Source organism: Mesorhizobium sp. M0983 (genome assembly GCF_040318975.1).
GTDB lineage: Bacteria > Pseudomonadota > Alphaproteobacteria > Rhizobiales > Rhizobiaceae > Mesorhizobium.
In genome coordinates this window covers 54,657-70,734 of the sequence record NZ_JAMYNH010000010.1, presented here as the reverse complement: position 1 = coordinate 70,734, position 16,078 = coordinate 54,657, and the positions used below count along the sequence as shown (strand labels likewise).

Annotated in this window: 14 protein-coding genes; 9 read left to right on the top strand and 5 right to left on the bottom strand. The window is 62.4% G+C overall.

Annotated elements, in window-relative coordinates:
• Positions 1–11: 11 nt before the first annotated feature.
• Complete coding sequence (rocF, locus tag NKH71_RS19330; RefSeq protein WP_352481448.1) at positions 12–932, top strand: arginase; 921 nt, start codon at positions 12–14, stop codon at positions 930–932.
• 3 nt (positions 933–935) lie between these two features.
• On the top strand, positions 936–2,003 hold the full coding sequence (ocd, locus tag NKH71_RS19325) for an ornithine cyclodeaminase (RefSeq protein ID WP_023720502.1): 1,068 nt from the start codon (positions 936–938) through the stop codon (positions 2,001–2,003).
• Between the two features lie 16 nt (positions 2,004–2,019).
• Here ocd and NKH71_RS19320 read toward each other — a convergent pair whose 3' ends face one another.
• Entirely contained in the window at positions 2,020–2,181 is a 162-nt protein-coding gene (locus NKH71_RS19320) for a hypothetical protein (RefSeq protein ID WP_023720503.1), read from the bottom strand.
• A gap of 271 nt (positions 2,182–2,452) precedes the next feature.
• Between NKH71_RS19320 and NKH71_RS19315 the strand changes: the two genes are divergently transcribed.
• Genes NKH71_RS19315 through NKH71_RS19300 form a run of 4 tightly spaced genes read left to right on the top strand, consistent with a single transcriptional unit; the run spans position 2,453 to position 7,851 of the window.
• Positions 2,453–4,402 (top strand): PrkA family serine protein kinase, encoded by a 1,950-nt coding sequence (locus tag NKH71_RS19315; protein WP_023720504.1) that lies wholly within the window; start codon positions 2,453–2,455, stop codon positions 4,400–4,402.
• A 19-nt stretch (positions 4,403–4,421) separates the two neighbouring features.
• Positions 4,422–5,744: a YeaH/YhbH family protein gene (locus NKH71_RS19310; protein ID WP_023720505.1), complete on the top strand. Its 1,323-nt coding sequence runs from the start codon at positions 4,422–4,424 to the stop codon at positions 5,742–5,744.
• The gene (locus NKH71_RS19305) at positions 5,744–7,282 is read left to right on the top strand and encodes a SpoVR family protein (protein ID WP_352548030.1); all 1,539 of its coding nucleotides are present in this window, start codon (positions 5,744–5,746) and stop codon (positions 7,280–7,282) included. The genes NKH71_RS19310 and NKH71_RS19305 overlap by 1 nt, the downstream gene beginning before the upstream one ends.
• A complete protein-coding gene (locus tag NKH71_RS19300; RefSeq protein WP_352548028.1) occupies positions 7,279–7,851 on the top strand; it encodes a DUF1772 domain-containing protein in 573 nt (190 codons plus the stop codon). Before NKH71_RS19305 ends, NKH71_RS19300 begins: the two co-directional genes overlap by 4 nt.
• A gap of 120 nt (positions 7,852–7,971) precedes the next feature.
• Here NKH71_RS19300 and NKH71_RS19295 read toward each other — a convergent pair whose 3' ends face one another.
• A complete protein-coding gene (locus NKH71_RS19295) occupies positions 7,972–8,217 on the bottom strand; it encodes a hypothetical protein (protein WP_023720508.1) in 246 nt (81 codons plus the stop codon).
• Between the two features lie 49 nt (positions 8,218–8,266).
• The gene (locus NKH71_RS19290; protein WP_352791034.1) at positions 8,267–10,267 is read right to left on the bottom strand and encodes a protein-L-isoaspartate(D-aspartate) O-methyltransferase; all 2,001 of its coding nucleotides are present in this window, start codon (positions 10,265–10,267) and stop codon (positions 8,267–8,269) included.
• Between the two features lie 300 nt (positions 10,268–10,567).
• Here NKH71_RS19290 and NKH71_RS19285 point away from each other — a divergent pair, with 300 nt between their 5' ends.
• Together NKH71_RS19285 and NKH71_RS19280 are read left to right on the top strand one after the other, a co-directional pair.
• Complete coding sequence (locus NKH71_RS19285; RefSeq protein WP_352481445.1) at positions 10,568–12,979, top strand: phosphoketolase family protein; 2,412 nt, start codon at positions 10,568–10,570, stop codon at positions 12,977–12,979.
• Entirely contained in the window at positions 12,979–14,160 is a 1,182-nt protein-coding gene (locus NKH71_RS19280; protein WP_023720510.1) for an acetate/propionate family kinase, read from the top strand. Before NKH71_RS19285 ends, NKH71_RS19280 begins: the two co-directional genes overlap by 1 nt.
• Before the next feature lie 48 nt (positions 14,161–14,208).
• Here the strand turns inward: NKH71_RS19280 and NKH71_RS19275 are convergent, their stop codons facing one another.
• Positions 14,209–14,991, bottom strand: coding sequence for an ATP-binding protein (locus NKH71_RS19275; protein WP_352791032.1), 783 nt, complete (start codon positions 14,989–14,991; stop codon positions 14,209–14,211).
• Positions 14,992–15,123: 132 nt separating this feature from the next.
• The gene (locus NKH71_RS19270; RefSeq protein ID WP_352791030.1) at positions 15,124–15,339 is read right to left on the bottom strand and encodes a KTSC domain-containing protein; all 216 of its coding nucleotides are present in this window, start codon (positions 15,337–15,339) and stop codon (positions 15,124–15,126) included.
• Positions 15,340–15,468: 129 nt separating this feature from the next.
• On the opposite strand from NKH71_RS19270, the gene NKH71_RS19265 reads away from it, so the two are divergent.
• The gene (locus tag NKH71_RS19265; protein WP_352791029.1) at positions 15,469–16,071 is read left to right on the top strand and encodes an alpha-ketoglutarate-dependent dioxygenase AlkB; all 603 of its coding nucleotides are present in this window, start codon (positions 15,469–15,471) and stop codon (positions 16,069–16,071) included.
• Positions 16,072–16,078 lie beyond the last annotated feature (7 nt).

Here is a 16,078-nt window from a genome sequence, read left to right as displayed (position 1 = left end):
GGGGTACGAGAATGCACTGCGTGATCGTGGGAGCACCGATCCAGGCCGGCTCTGGCCGGATGGGCTGCGAGATGGGGCCGAGCGCGCTGCGCACGGCCGGTCTGGCCGGCGCGCTGACCGAGCTTGGCCATACGCTGACCGACCTCGGAACGATTGTCCCTGCCGACATGCGCCCTGTCGTACACGGCAACGCGGTGGTGAAGGCGCTGCCGGAAATCGCCGCCTGGACGGCAGCGATCAGCGAAACCGCCTATGCTGCGAGCGCCGACGCAATGCCGATCTTTCTCGGCGGCGACCACAGCATTTCGGCCGGCACGCTCGCCGGCATTGCCCGCCGGGCAGCGAATGCCGGCCGGCCGCTCTTCGTGCTGTGGCTCGACGCCCACCCCGATTTTCATACGCTCGACACGACGACCAGCGGCAATCTGCATGGCGTGCCGCTGGCCTATGCCAGCGGGCAGCCCGGCTTCGAGGGCTATTTCCCCCGCCTCGCGGCGCAGGTGGACCCGGCTCGCATATGCGCGCTGGGAATCCGCAGCGTGGACCTGGCGGAACGGGATGCGTTGCGCAGAGCCGGCGTGACGGTCCACGACATGCGTTCGATCGACGAGCACGGCATCGCGCAACTGCTTCGCGCCTTTCTCGAACGGGTGAGCGCCGCCAACGGCATGCTCCATGTCAGCCTCGATGTCGATTTTCTCGACCCGTCGATCGCGCCGGCGGTGGGCACCACCGTTCCCGGCGGCGCCACCTTCCGCGAGGCGCATCTGGCGATGGAAATGCTGCATGACAGCGGGCTCGTCACCAGTCTCGACCTGGTCGAACTCAACCCCTTTCTCGACGAGCGCGGCCGCACCGCCACGCTTTTGGTCGACCTGACCGCAAGCCTGATGGGCCGGCGGATCATGGATCGCCCGACGAGGGGGTTCTGAGCCATGACCGTCAATTTGAACATCGTTCCGTTCGTCAGCGTCGACCGCATGATGAAGCTGGTGCTTGCCATCGGCATCGAGCGCTTCCTGGTCGAGCTTGCCGCCTATATCGAAGAGGATTTCAGGCGTTGGGAGCTGTTCGACAAGACGCCGCGCGTCGCCTCGCACAGCATTGACGGCGTCATCGAGCTGATGCCGACCAGCGACGGGCAGCTTTACGGCTTCAAATACGTCAACGGGCATCCGAAGAACACGCGTGACGGCCGCCAGACCGTGACCGCTTTCGGCGTGCTTGCCGATGTCGGCAACGGCTATCCGATGCTGCTTTCGGAAATGACCATCCTGACTGCCCTGCGAACGGCGGCCAGCTCGGCGGTCGCGGCGAAATACCTCGCTCCCGGGGCCGCCAGATGCATGGCGATCATCGGCAACGGCGCGCAATCGGAATTTCAGGCTATTGCGTTCAAGGCGCTGCTTGGCGTCGACAGGCTGCGCCTCTACGATATCGACCCGGCGGCCTCGACCAAATGCATGAAGAACCTTGCCGGCATGGGTTTCGACATCAAGCTCTGCGCGTCGGCGCAGGAGGCCGTTGAAGGTGCACAGATCATCACCACGGTAACCGCCGACAAGCGATCGGCAACAATCCTGACCGACAACATGGTCGGGTCCGGCGTGCACATCAACGCGGTCGGCGGCGACTGCCCGGGCAAGACCGAGCTGCATCGCGACATTCTGCTGCGCTCGGATATTTTCGTCGAATATCCGCCGCAGACGCGCATCGAAGGCGAGAGCCAGCAGCTCGATGCGGACCATCCGATCACCGAATTGTGGCAGGTGATGACAGGAAAGGCAGCAGGCCGGACGGACGCCGGACAGATCACGCTGTTTGATTCCGTCGGCTTTGCGATCGAGGATTTTTCCGCGCTACGCTACGTCCGCGATCAGCTTCAGCGGACCGGCCTTTACGAGGAACTAGACCTTCTGGCCGATCCCGATGAGCCGCGTGACCTGTTCGGCATGCTGCTGCGCGCCGAAAAAGTGGCCGGGCTGGCGGTTGCCCGCAGCTGAGCTGCGATCCCGTCGGTCAGTCCTTCTTTTCCTGGTACAGGCGCTCGGTCGCGCGCTCGCTTTCCCTGCGCTCCGCCGGGCCGCGACGGCGCTGGGTGAGCAGGGCGTAGGCGATCAGGATTGCCAGCAGCAGTGGACCGCCTGCAACAACGAGCAACCACAAACTAGTCTCAAACATCGAACCGTCTCCTTTCCCTCACAACCGGGAAGGACCAGAACCGTTCCTCCGTCTTGTCGGAGGTCGCCCGCACCGCGTGGCGTGATTCAGGATTTTGTGCCTCGAGCAGGACGTTCCACGCCTTGTCGGCATGCAGGATGCTCTTATCTAGAGTCTTATCATTCGGTCACAGGCACTCTCTGCAAAGTGAAGGGAACCACAAGGGCTTTCCGACATTTGGTTGTTCAAGAGACAAACGTGCAGCCACACCGGCTCCGGGGCTAGGAATACCATGCGTGAGAATCAATCCGACGTCTTCGATCTGTTTTCCGAGGTTTACAAGAATGCGGCGCAGGAGGAGATAAGCCTCCAGCAATATCTGCTTGCCTGCCGCGAGGACAAGTCGATGTACGCCTCGGCGCCCGAGCGGATGGTCGAGGCGATCGGCGAGCCGACCTTTGTCGATACCAGCAAGGACGAGCGGCTCGGCCGTATTTTTTCGAACCGGACGATCAAGATCTATCCGACCTTCGCCGACTTTTACGGCATGGAGGATACGATCGAGCGTATCGCCGGTTATTTCCGCTATGCCTCGCAAGGGCTCGAGGAACGCAAGCAGATCCTGTATCTCCTCGGCCCGGTCGGCGGCGGCAAGTCCTCGCTTGCGGAGCAGTTGAAAAGGCTGATGGAGCAGCGTCCGATCTATACGCTGAAGGTCGGCGGCCAGGTCAGCCCGGTCTTCGAATCGCCGCTCGGGCTGTTCGACCCCGACCGCATGGGCGACCTTTTGGAGGACAAATACGGCATCGCCCGGCGGCGGCTGAACGGCCTGATCTCGCCCTGGGCGGCCAAGCGCCTCGACGAATTGTCCGGCGACATCTCCAAATTCAGCGTCGTCAAGCTGATGCCGTCCAGGCTTCGCCAGATCGGCATCGCCAAGACCGAGCCGGGCGACGAGAACAACCAGGACGTTTCGGCCCTGGTCGGCAAGGTCGACATCAGGCAGCTGGAAAACTTCAGCCAGTCCGATCCGGATGCCTATTCCTATAGCGGCGGCCTGAACCGGACGACGCAAGGACTGCTCGAATTCGTCGAGATGTTCAAGGCGCCGATCAAGGTGCTGCATCCGCTGCTGACCGCGACCCAGGAAGGCAGCTACAACGGCACCGAGAATTTCGGCGCTTTCCCCTATCAGGGCATCATCGTTGCCCATTCCAACGAATCGGAATGGCTGCAGTTCAAGAACAACAAGAACAACGAGGCGTTCCTCGACCGCATCCTGGTGGTCAAGGTGCCGTATTGCCTGCGGGTCACGGAAGAGCGGCAGATCTACGAGAAGCTGTTGCGCGAAAGCGAATTGGCCTCCAGCCCCTGCGCTCCGGAAGTGCTCGATATCCTCAGCCGGTTCACCGTTTCGACCCGCCTGGCCGAACACGACAATTCGCCGCTCTACACCAAGATGCGCGTCTATGACGGCGAGAACCTCAAGGAAACCGATCCCAAGGCGAAGTCGGTCCAGGAGTACCGAAACGCGGCCGGTGTCGATGAAGGCATGACCGGCGTCAGCACCCGCTTCGCCTTCAAAATCCTGTCGCAGACCTTCAACTACGACACCGAAGAGGTCGCCGCCGATCCGGTGCATCTGATGTACATCCTGGAAGAGGCGATCAAGCGCGAGCAGTTCCCGAAGGAAACCGAGGCGGACTATCTCGATTTCATAAAGTCGGAGCTCGCCACCCGTTATGCCGAGTTCATCGGCCACGAGATCCAGAAGGCCTATCTGGAATCCTACAGCGAATACGGCCAGAACCTGTTCGACCGCTACATCGCCTATGCCGATGCCTGGATCGAGGATCAGGACTTCAAGGATACCGATACCGGCCAGATCCTCAATCGCGAGGTTTTGGACAACGAACTGTCGCAGGTCGAAAAGCCGGCCGGCATCGCCAATCCCAAGGACTTCCGCAACGAAGTGGTGAAGTTCACGCTGCGCGCGCGGGCCAGAAACCACGGCCGTAACCCGTCATGGACAAGCTATGAAAAGCTGCGCGAAGTCATCGAGAAGCGGATGTTCGGGCAGGTCGAAGATCTGCTGCCGGTGATCAGCTTCGGCTCCAAGCAGGACAGCGTGACGGAGAAGCGGCATACCGAATTCGTGCAGCGGATGATCCAGCGCGGTTACACCGAGCGCCAGGTCCGCCGGCTGGTGGACTGGTACATGCGGGTGAACAAGGCGGGTTGAAGCCAGCCCGGGGTAACATATGCCGATCTTCATCGATCGCCGACTGAACCCGAAGGACAAAAGCCTCGGCAACCGGCAGCGTTTCCTGCGGCGGGCGCGCGAAGAGTTGAAGCGCACCATCCGCGATCAGATCCGCACCGGCAAGATCGCCGACGTGGACGCCGAGCATGCCGTTTCGATGCCGGCGCGAGGCACCGGCGAGCCGAGCTTCAACGATGCCCGGAACAGCGGCAGCCGCCAGCACGTCCTGCCCGGCAACAAGCATTTTGCCCCAGGCGACCGGCTGCCCAAGCCGGGCCAGGGCGGCGGCATGGGATCCGCCCCGGGGAGAACCGAATCGGAGGACGATTTCCGTTTCGTGCTGTCGCGCGAAGAGGTGCTCGACCTCTTCTTCGAAGACCTCGAACTGCCTGATATGGTCAAGCTCAACCTCAAGGAGATCCTCGCCTTCAAGCCGCGCCGGGCCGGCTTCGCCGCGACCGGCTCGCCGACCAACATCAATGTCGGACGCACGATGCGCAACAGCCATGGCCGCCGCATAGCGCTCAGGCGTCCCAAGCAGGAGGCGGTCGACGCTGTCGCGCAGGAGATCGCGACGCTGGAGGCCAAGCCGCAAAACGCCGAGATGCGGCAGCGCATCGTGGCGCTGCAGGAAGAGCTTGAGCGGCTGGAGCGCCGCCGCAAGCGGATCGCCTTTGTCGATCCGGTCGATATCCGCTTCAACCGCTTCGACGCCCAGCCGGTGCCGAACGCCAATGCGGTGATGTTCTGCCTGATGGACGTGTCCGGTTCGATGGGCGAACGCGAGAAGGATCTGGCCAAGCGCTTCTTCGTGCTGCTGCACCTGTTCCTGAAGCGGCGCTATGACCGGACCGAGGTCGTCTTCATCCGCCACACGCACGAGGCGCAGGAGGTGGACGAGGAAACCTTCTTCTACAACACCCAGAGCGGCGGCACGGTGGTTTCCACGGCGCTCGAGGAGATGCACCGCATCGTCGAGCAACGCTATCCCAGCCGCGAATGGAATATCTATGTCGCCCAGGCCTCGGACGGCGACAATTTCGTCACCGATTCCGAGCGCTGCATCGCCCTTCTCGACGAACAGATCATGCGGCTTTGCCAGTATTTTGCCTATGTCGAGATCCTCGACGAGCGTGAGAGCCACATCTTCGGCGCTACCGACAACGGCACGTCGCTGTGGCGTGCCTACAGTGCGGTCAAGCTGAGATGGTCGAACTTCCAGATGAGCCGCATCGCCACGGCGGCCGACATCTACCCGGTTTTCCGCCAACTCTTCGCCAGACAGCCGGGTTATCAAAAGAGCGGTGAAAGAGGGGGCTGATGGCGAGCAAATCCGGGTTGCTGTTTTCCGGTTCCGACTGGGATTTCAGGACGCTGTCGCGCGCCTACGAGACCATCGAGGCGGTCGCCACCGAAGAGCTCCACCTCGACGTTTATCCGGTGCAGATGGAGATCATCTCGTCCGAACAGATGCTCGACGCCTATTCCTCTGTCGGCATGCCGCTGATGTACCGGCATTGGTCGTTCGGCAAGCACTACCTCTACCAGGAATTGCTCTACCGCAAAGGTGGGCGAGGGCTGGCCTACGAACTCGTCATCAATTCCAATCCCTGCATCGTCTATCTGATGGAGGAAAACACCATGGCCCTGCAGGCGCTGGTGACGGCGCACGCGGCGCTCGGCCATAACCATTTCTTCAAGAACAATTATCTTTTCCGGCAGTGGACGGACGCCGGCGCCATCCTCAGCTATCTCGACTTTGCCAAGGGCTATATTGCCCGCTGCGAAGAGCGGCACGGCGTCGATGCGGTGGAAGAGATCCTCGATGCCGCACATGCGCTGATGGAACAGGGCGTGTTCAGATATCACCGGCCGCCGAAGCTGTCGTCGGAAAAGCAGCGCGAGGGGATTCGCGAGCGCCTGGAATACGAGGAACGTTCCTACAACGATCTGTGGCGCACGCTGCCGCCTTCCAAGGACGGCACCAAGGTCCGCGAAACGGATACCATGACGGAGCGCAAGAAATCGCTCAAGCTGCCCGAGGAGAACCTGCTTTATTTCCTGGAGAAGAACAGCCTGATCCTGGAACCGTGGCAGCGTGAGGTCATCCGGATCGTCCGCGTGATCGCGCAGTATTTCTATCCCCAGCGGCAAACGCAGGTGATGAACGAGGGCTGCGCCACCTTCGTGCATTACACGCTGATGAACCTTTTGTTCGACCGCGGCCTGATCGGCGAAGGTGCCATGCTGGAAATCCTGCGCAACCATTCGAACGTGATCTTCCAGCCAGGGTTCGACGATACGCGCTTTTCCGGTATCAATCCTTACGCGCTGGGTCTCGACATGATGCAGGACATCCAGCGCATCTCGACCGCGCCGACGGCTGAGGACCGCGACTGGTTTCCCGATATCGCCGGCAATGGCGACTGGCGCCAGACCTTGCTGGACGCCTGGGCCAACCATCGCGACGAGTCCTTCATCCGCCAGTATCTGAGCCCTACCCTGATACGGAAATGGCGGTTCTTTGTCCTTGCCGATGCCGCCAACGACCCGCATTACGAAGTCGCCTCGATACACAATGAGCGCGGCTACGAGAGCGTCCGCGCCGCACTCGCCCACAGCTACGACATCGGCGCCAGCCGGCCGGACATCCAGGTGGTGGACGTGGACCTGCTCGGCGACCGGCATCTGCGCCTGCAGCACAAGGTCAAGGACGGCATCGTGCTGGAAGGCGGCAGCCGTGACGCCACGCTGCGCCATATCCGCAAGCTCTGGGGCTACGAGGTCAGCATGGTCGCGGTCGACGCGCAGACCGGCGCCACACTCCACGAACGGTCGACCAGCCAGATCGGGGAATGACCGAACCGGCCTGCAGGGAAGTCGGGTGGCGTCGCCTTTACCGGATCACCAACCACGCTGTGGTCAGGGAGCAGGAACATGCGCGTATTGATGATCGCCGCCTTCTTCTGGTCGCTGTCACGATGGCGCTGTCGCTTGCGCACGCTTTGGAGTTGCCGGGCAAGTTGCGCCTCAAGGAGGCTACCTACAAATCAGTGCAGGCGATCTACTATCCCGGCTTCACGATCGGCGGGTTTGCCGAGATCGGCGGCATCATTGCACTCGCCATCCTGCTCTACCTGACGCCTTATCCAAGCGCTCGATTCTGGTGGACCTTGGCGGCGCTTGTCTTCCTGCTGGCGGAACATGCGACCTATTGGTTGGTCACGCATCCCGTCAATAATTTCTGGGTGCAAGACGTTGCCATGCCGCAATCAGCCGCGACGTTTTTTTCAATGTTTTCTCGAAAGCAGACCGGCGACTGGAGAGATTTGCGCAACGTCTGGGAGACTTCGCATGTCGCCAGGGCAGGCCTGGCGATGCTGAGCCTCGTCTCAATTGCTGTCGCCGCGACATTTTTTGCTGAATAGCGCCGAGGGGATCAAGACGGCGCCCTCGTCCGCCAATTTGCGGCCACGAACGCTGCATCCGTCAGATCGGGGAACGGGAACCGGCGCCATACTGTCTTAACGTTAAGCGATCCCGCCGTTTCAGCGGTCGGCGCGATGCTTGTTGTGGGCGCTTTCCTGGTGCTCGCCGCGGATGATGTTGCGGTCGTCGGGATCGGCAATGTCCTTGGGGTCCGATCTGAGCTCGGCACCGCGCCGGAACGCCTCGCGCTCTTGCCTGGTCTTTTTCAAATCCGCTTCCGCGTCGAAATCCTTGCCAGCGTTTTTCGTGTTCTCGCGCTCTTCGATGATGCGCAATTGCTGCTCATGAGTCTTCTTTCCGGCCATTGGTGACGTCCTTCTTTCGATTTTCCGCTTCCCCCAGGGTCCAAATTCGCTACAGCCCGAAAGGATAGGTCTCGGGAAGGCCTGTCCCCGCATATTCCGGCCCAAGCGGCGTCACGGCACTGGTTTCATCGAACCAGACGAAAGCATCGAACTGGCGGGCGAGCGAGGCATCCGCATAGTGGCTGTGCAACTCGGTCTCCGGCCGGTAGATAACGCCGATAAAGCGTTCCAGCCGGCGCTCCAGAAGCCGTTGGCGCAGCGTGTCGTCGCGCTCGAAATCGAGCAGGAAAGGCGAGACGCCGCTGTCATGGCAAAGCCGCTCATAGCTGTCGTTGTGGGAAGGACGAACCGGTTTCACTTCCATGTCGCCGTCCCAGTCGGTGGCGGCGGCCACCGTCCCGGAATGCGTGCTGAGCCCAATCAAGGCAACCTCGTCGCCAAAACGCTGGCGGCAGAGCTGGCCGATGTTCACTTCGTCCCTGACGATCCCCATCTCGGTATAGCGGGCATCGCCGATATGGGAATTATGTGCCCACACCACCGCCTTGGCGGCCGGGCCGCGGGCCTGCAGCAGGTGCTCCAGTGTTTCGAACATGTGGGTGTCGCGCAGGTTCCAGGACTGCGCGCCGCCGTAATACATGGTGCGGTAATAGCGTTCGGCGGAGGCGACCAGGCGGGCGTTTTGGGTGGCGTCGAGGAAATCGATGCCGTCCTGCTGCGCATAGTCGAGCTCTCTGGAAAGCAGTTCCCGGCATTGCTCGAGCACGGCCTTCTCGCATTTCTGGTAGCCGGAGGTGAGTGCGACACGGCCATAGGTGGCCGGGTCGTTCTGCCACGGCGTCAGGCAGCCATAGCGCTCGCGTGCGATCCTTGCCGCCTGCGGATCGATCCGGTCGAGATATTGCAAGACCGCCGCGATCGACCCGCCCATATTGTAGATGTCGAGGCCATAGAACCCGGCCCGCCGGGAGGATATCCTGATCCGCTCATTATGCTCTCGCATCCAGTCGACGAACGCCGCGACGTCGGTGTTGCGCCACATCCAGGTGGGAAAGCGCTGGAACGGCGGATCGGCGCCCGGCCGCGGTGGCCGGTGACGGACGTAGCGGTCGATCGCCGCGGCATCGGGCCAGTCGGCCTCGACCGCGACGATGGTGAAGCCATGCTTCTCGATCAGCCTGCGAGTGATCGCGGCGCGCGCGCGGTAGAACTCCGACGTGCCGTGGCTGGCTTCGCCGAGCAAGACGACGCGGCGGTCGGCAAACCGGTCGAACAGCGCACCGAAGGCGGGATCGTCGAAATCCGGAAGCGGTTCGGCGGCGGTCGCTATCATCTGCGGCAGGCTGCTTCTGCGCTGATGCCGGTGCGGAAGATCGGCCGCTATTTGGCTGTCGCTGCCTGGCTCGCCCCAGCCTTGCTCGCCGATCAGTGGAACAAACCGCACGCCGCCGAAATCCTCCTCGGTGTAAGTTGCTGCGCCAGTCCGGGTGACTTTGAGCAGGCGCTGCGAGTCGAATTCGTCGCCGACCGGGATGATAAGCCGGCCGGCGACGTCGAGCTGTTCTTGCAGGGCGAGCGGTGCGCCGGGCCCGGCGGCCGCAACCAGGATCGCATCGAAGGGTGCCGCCTCGGGCCAGCCCTTGGTGCCGTCGCCGGTGCGGACTTCGATATTGTCGTAGCCAAGCTTTTTAAACCGCTGCCTTGCCGTTTCAGCCAACGCGGCGTGGCGCTCGATCGTGTAGACGCGTTCGACGATCCGGCTCATTACGGCAGCCGCATAGCCCGAGCCGGTGCCAACCTCGAGGACGTGGTCACCGGCTCCGATCTCCGCCATTTCGATCATCAACGCAACGATGTAGGGCTGCGATATCGTCTGACCTTCGGCGATCGGCAGCGGCCCGTCCTCATAGGCAAATTCTTCAAAACCAGGCTCGACGAAAGCCTCGCGCGGCACCTCGCGCATCGCCTGAAGGACATTGCGGTCGCGAATGCCACGGCGGCTTAAGTGAATGTCGACCATTTGGTTGCGGGCATGGGAGAGATCGAGCATTTTTCTGCTCCTCCTATGGGCCTCCGCCACAATCGCCCAAGCTGCTCAAACGGCACTTTTGGCCGGTCCATGTCCCAAGGCCTCGGCAGTCCGCCTGGATTCATACAATGCGGTGCACCTTCCTAACCGTTGGCAAGCCCCGAAGTTCCCCAAAGACCGACCCGCTTTTGTCGGGCTCGCCAGGTTGCAGGATCGGCAAGCGGCGCTGGCGGCCGCCCAAACTTATTTCGAGGCAAATCCTTTCTCCGGCGCGACGCCACCCCAGATAACGACGGACGAGGGTATTCCGGAGGCATTTCCATGAACGACGAGGCCCGCACCACTGCGCAAACAACCGGCCTTGACCAGATCGATGTGATGGACCGCTACTGGCGCGCCGCGAACTACATTTCGGTTGGCCAGATCTATCTGCTCGACAATCCGCTCTTGCGCGAGCCTTTGCTGCCCGAGCACATCAAGCCGCGGCTGCTCGGCCATTGGGGCACGACACCCGGCCTCAATTTCATCTATGTGCATCTGAACCGGATCATCCGTGAACGTGGTCTCGATGTTCTGTTCATCTGCGGTCCGGGTCACGGCGGCCCGGCAATGGTCGCGAACACCTGGCTCGAGGGGACCTACAGCGAGATCTATCCCGAGGTCGGCAAGGACGAAGACGGCTTGCGAAAGCTGTTCCGGCAGTTCTCGTTTCCCGGCGGAGTGCCGAGCCACGCGGCTCCGGAGACGCCCGGCTCGATCCACGAAGGCGGAGAGCTCGGTTATGCACTGGTCCATGCCTTCGGCGCCGCCTTCGACAATCCGAACCTTGTGGTCGCCTGCGTCGTCGGCGACGGCGAAGCCGAGACCGGTCCGCTCGCCGCGGCCTGGCATTCCAACAAGTTCCTGAACCCGGCATCCGACGGCGCCGTCCTGCCGATCCTGCATCTCAATGGCTACAAGATCGCCAGCCCGACGATCCTCGGCCGCATGGAAGACGAGGCGTTGCGCAGCCTGTTCCTCGGCTATGGCTACGAAACCTTCTTCGTCGAAGGTCATGAACCTGCTGCGATGCATCGGGAGATGGCCCGCACGCTCGATACCGTGCTCGACCGGATCCACTCCATCCAGGAGCCTGCACGAGCCGCGGGCTGGAAGGGAGAGCGGCCGCTGTGGCCGATGATCGTGCTGCGCAGCCCAAAGGGCTGGACTGGGCCGAAAGAGGTCGACGGTAAGAAGGTCGAGGATTTCTGGCGTTCGCACCAGGTACCGGTATCGAACGCACGCGGCGATGCGGCGCACCGCCAGATCCTCGAAGACTGGATGCGCAGTTACGAGCCGGAAAAACTGTTCGATAAAGGCGGCCATCTCCTGGCGGAGCTCGCGGCGCTGGCACCTACGGGGTCACGACGCATGGGCGCAATCCCCTACGCCAATGGCGGCCTGCTGAAACAGGACCTCGTGCTTCCCGACTGGAAAGGCCTGGCGCTCGACGTACCGCGTCCGGGCGGCACTGTGGGAGAGGCGACGCGCACGGTCGGAAGCTATCTTCGCGACGTGGTCCGCTTGAACGCCGAGGCCAGGAATTTCCGGCTGATGGGACCGGACGAGACATCCTCCAACCGCCTCGACGACGTGTTCGAGGTTACGGACCGCGTCTGGATGGAGCGGATCGAGCCCTACGACGTCCATCTTTCCCGTGACGGCCGCGTCATGGAAGTGCTCAGTGAACATCTTTGCCAAGGCTGGCTGGAGGGCTATCTGCTGACCGGCCGCCATGGCCTGTTCTCGTGCTACGAGGCGTTCGTCCACATTGTCGATTCCATGGTCAACCAGCACGCCAAATGGCTGAAGACCTCCGGCGAACTTGCCTGGCGCAAGCCGGTCGCCTCGCTCAACTACCTGCTGACCTCGCATGTCTGGCGGCAGGATCACAATGGTTTCAGCCATCAGGACCCGGGCTTTGCCGATTTCGTCGCCAACAAGAAGGCCGACACGGTCAGGCTCTATTTCCCGCCCGACGCCAACACGCTGCTGTGGATCACCGACCATTGCCTGAAAACCTACAACCGCATCAACGTCATCGTCGCCGGCAAGCAGCCGGCGCCGCAATGGCTGTCCGCCGAAGACGCGGAAGCGCACTGCAAGGCCGGTGCCGGCATCTGGGAATGGGCCGGGACGGTTGCCAAGGGCGAAGATCCGGATGTGGTTCTCGCTTGCGCCGGCGACGTGCCGACGCTGGAGACGCTTGCCGCAGCCGACATCCTGCGCTCAGGCATTCCGGACCTGCAGATCCGCGTCGTCAATGTCGTCGACCTGATGATTTTGCAGTCGAATTCCGAGCATCCGCATGGCTTTGCCGACGACAGATTCGACGCGCTGTTCACCAAGGCCAAGCCGGTCATCTTCGCCTATCACGGCTACCCCTATCTCATTCACCGCCTGACCTACCGGCGCGCCAACCACGACAACATGCATGTGCATGGCTTTCGCGAGGAAGGCACGACGACGACGCCGTTCGATATGGTGGTGCTCAACCAGCTCGACCGCTATCATCTGGCGCTCGCCGCGATCGCGCGCGTGCCGGGGCTGGCCGAGCGGGCGAAGGATCTTGCCGCGGCGCTGCATGGGAAATTGGCTGAGCACACGGCCTATGTCCGCGAACATGGCGAGGACATGCCCGAGATCCAGAAATGGTCCTGGCCACAGGACAGCGCGACGAGGGCCGGCGATTGATGCGACGATCGATCCTTGCGTTGAATGCCGGCTCGTCGAGCATCAAGTTCCGACTTTACGATCTTGCAGCGTCCGCCGAGCTGGATCTTGCCTCGCGCGGTTCACTGGATCTGGGCGATGCGCCAAGGCTGACCGCGAAAGCCGCCGATGGGGAGCTGCAGTGCGATCGGCCACTTGCCGCAGACGCATCACGCGACATGGGCATCGGCCAGATGCTGCAATGGATCGAGAACGAACTTGGCGGAAGGAAACTGATCGCCGCCGGACATCGCATCGTCCATGGCGGACGCGAGTTCGTCGAACCTGTCCGCCTGATGCCGACAATTATCGAGGCTCTCGACAGGCTGACGCCGCTTGCGCCACTGCACCAGCCGCGCAGCCTCGCGCCGATCCGGGCGCTTGCCGCGTTGCGGCCCGACCTGCCGCAGGTCGGATGCTTCGACACGGCCTTCCATCGGACCATCGAGCCTCTGGTCAGCCGTTTCGCGCTGCCGCGCCACTATGAGGCAGACGGCATCCACCGCTACGGCTTTCACGGGCTTTCCTACGAATATGTCGCCGGCCGGCTCAAGCAGATATCGCCCGATCTGGCGGCGAAAAGAACCATCGTCGCCCATCTCGGCAACGGGGCGAGCCTGTGCGCCATGCGCGACGGGCGAAGCGTCGATACGACGATGGGCTTTTCGGCGCTTGACGGCCTGGTCATGGGCACACGCTGCGGCGCCATCGATCCGGGCGTGCTTTTGTACCTGCTATTGGAAAGAGGGATTTCGGGAGAGGCGCTGCAAGACATGCTCTACGAGGAATCCGGCCTGCTCGGCGTGTCCGGCATTTCCGGCGACATGCGCACGCTGGAAGCCAGCGACGACCGCCGGGCGCGCGAAGCGGTGGAGCTTTTCGCCTTCCGCGCCGCCAGGGAGATTGCCGCCCTCGCCAACACGCTGGGCGGGTTCGAATGCCTGGTGTTCACCGGCGGCATCGGCGAGCACTCGGCTCCGGCCCGCAAAGCGATTTGCGACAGGCTTGGCTGGCTCGGCGTGGCGATCGACGAGGCGGCCAACAGCTCCCATGCCGCGCTGATGAGCCAGGCGGAGAGCAAGGTCGAAGTCCGCGTCGTGGCGACCGACGAAGAAGGTGTCATCGCCCGCCACACGCGCAAGGTAATGGAGGGGCCCGGCTGATGCGGATGGCCTCGAATGACCCCGCTTGCGGCAGCCCTGCTCGTGCGGCTACGAAGCGAGCGCGGCCGATCTGTTGAAGACGATGGTCACTCGCGTTCCTTTGCCGGGGGTCGAGTCCACCTCGAACCGGGCTTTGGCGTTCTCGGTCAGCGATTGCGCGATCAACGCTCCGAGCTTGCCGGGTTTCGGCCAGGTCTCGCCTTCGGGCAGGCCGATGCCGTCATCGGCGACAACGATGCGAAAGCCGTCGCCGTCGACAACACTGCGCAGCGTGATTGTCCCGCCTTCGCGACCCAGAAAGGCGTGTTTCAGCGCGTTCGTCAAAAGCTCGTTGACCACCAGGCCGGTTGGCATCGCCACGTTGATCGACACGGGATAGGTGTCGACCTTCATATCCAGCCGGATGCCTTGCACGGCGTGCGACGTCATCACTGCGGAAGCGATCTGGCTGAGATAGACGCCGAGGTCCACTTCGGCCTTCTGTTCGTCGGCCGACAGCGCCTGATAAAGAATTGCGAGTGCATCGACGCGGCCGGCGAGACGCTCGACGATGGCCCGGGCCAGCGGCCGGTCCTTGTATTCGCCCAAGCCTTGTCCGCTCAGCGCAGCCCAGTTGCGGCGCTCCAGCTCTGCGACGGAAACGCCTGACAGTTTCTGGAACTCGGAATTGACGTAAACAACACGTTCATCGCCGCCCAAATCGGAAATTGCGATCGCAATCGGCAGCTGGTCGAGGAACCTTTTATAACTGTCACTGTCCAGGGCGCCCGCCAGGTCGAGGTTGTCGAGCAATTGCTGGAGCTGCTCGGTTTTTTCGGCTTCGGCGGACATTCCAGGCTTTCGATGTTTCGGGTAGGACCATGGTCAATATCAGGTCGCTCGCCAACTGCGAAGTCCGCTCATTGCCACCGCGCGGCAGGCATGGCGGAGAACCGAGACCGTGGTTGAGAAGCGCCTGAAGGCTCACTTCGAATGGCTCTGCTCGACCAGATGGTATCTGTACCGGTCACGAATATGCTCGTTGAAGAACCGGCCCTTTGACGAGGCTTTGCGGAATGCCGCGTGGACCTGCGGCGGCACGTCCTCGTAATCATAGCGGTTTCCGCTCGGGACGAACCATACGGAGAGTACCCTCGTCGCCGGCTGGTAATCGATGTTCCTGATTGCAGTTGAAGGCATCCTCGACAGGTCCAATGCTCGGCAGTGCTCCATTCCATGCCGTCGTGTGAATAACCCTGCACGGAGAGCGAGGTTCCTTGCTGCCGAAGCAGCCTTGCCGCTACGGGGCGGCTTCACCAAATACGGTTGATGCCATCGCCCAAGACATCGGCTGCAGCCCGCCAGGGCGATCTCTTTGCCGCCACCGACGACCGGCCGGAAGGATTCCGCTACCGGCCCGAACTGATCACGCCGGACGAAGAAGCAGCGTTGGCGAGCCAGCTCGCAAGCCAGCCATTTCAGGCTTTCGACTTTCATGGCCATCTGGCAAACCGGCGGATAGTCGGCTTCGGGCTGCGCTACGACTACGACCGGCGCGCAGTCGTCGAGGCACCGCCGATACCCGGCTTTCTGCTGCCGCTCAGGGAAAAGGTTGCAGCCTTTGCCCGCCTGCCCGCCGAGACCTTCGTGCAGGTGCTGATCAACGAGTACCGACCGGGCGCCGGTATCGGCTGGCACCGCGACAAGCCTCACTTCGAGGCGGTCGCCGGCGTTTCCCTGCTGGCCGCGTGCAGCTTTCGCCTGCGCCGGAAAAACGGCACGCGATGGAACCGCAAGACGGTCACCGTCGAGCCAAGATCGGCCTATCTGATGACGGGCGCCGCGCGCAGTGAATGGGAGCACAGCATCCCGCCGGTTGCCGAGCACCGCTATTCGATCACGTTGCGCACGCTGCGGCCGCAACGCGCTTAAAGCAGAG

Bases quoted from the DNA above. Each gene is read 5' to 3' on its own strand.
- NKH71_RS19295 (WP_023720508.1), bottom strand. From the start codon at position 8,217: ATGGCCGGAAAGAAGACTCATGAGCAGCAATTGCGCATCATCGAAGAG.
- NKH71_RS19320 (WP_023720503.1), bottom strand. From the start codon at position 2,181: ATGTTTGAGACTAGTTTGTGGTTGCTCGTTGTTGCAGGCGGTCCACTG.
- NKH71_RS19290 (WP_352791034.1), bottom strand. From the start codon at position 10,267: ATGCTCGATCTCTCCCATGCCCGCAACCAAATGGTCGACATTCACTTA.
- ocd (WP_023720502.1), top strand. From the start codon at position 936: ATGACCGTCAATTTGAACATCGTTCCGTTCGTCAGCGTCGACCGCATG.
- NKH71_RS19275 (WP_352791032.1), bottom strand. From the start codon at position 14,991: ATGTCCGCCGAAGCCGAAAAAACCGAGCAGCTCCAGCAATTGCTCGAC.
- NKH71_RS19305 (WP_352548030.1), top strand. From the start codon at position 5,744: ATGGCGAGCAAATCCGGGTTGCTGTTTTCCGGTTCCGACTGGGATTTC.
- NKH71_RS19315 (WP_023720504.1), top strand. From the start codon at position 2,453: ATGCGTGAGAATCAATCCGACGTCTTCGATCTGTTTTCCGAGGTTTAC.
- rocF (WP_352481448.1), top strand. From the start codon at position 12: ATGCACTGCGTGATCGTGGGAGCACCGATCCAGGCCGGCTCTGGCCGG.
- NKH71_RS19270 (WP_352791030.1), bottom strand. From the start codon at position 15,339: ATGCCTTCAACTGCAATCAGGAACATCGATTACCAGCCGGCGACGAGG.
- NKH71_RS19310 (WP_023720505.1), top strand. From the start codon at position 4,422: ATGCCGATCTTCATCGATCGCCGACTGAACCCGAAGGACAAAAGCCTC.
- NKH71_RS19285 (WP_352481445.1), top strand. From the start codon at position 10,568: ATGAACGACGAGGCCCGCACCACTGCGCAAACAACCGGCCTTGACCAG.
- NKH71_RS19265 (WP_352791029.1), top strand. From the start codon at position 15,469: ATGCCATCGCCCAAGACATCGGCTGCAGCCCGCCAGGGCGATCTCTTT.
- NKH71_RS19300 (WP_352548028.1), top strand. From the start codon at position 7,279: ATGACCGAACCGGCCTGCAGGGAAGTCGGGTGGCGTCGCCTTTACCGG.
- NKH71_RS19280 (WP_023720510.1), top strand. From the start codon at position 12,979: ATGCGACGATCGATCCTTGCGTTGAATGCCGGCTCGTCGAGCATCAAG.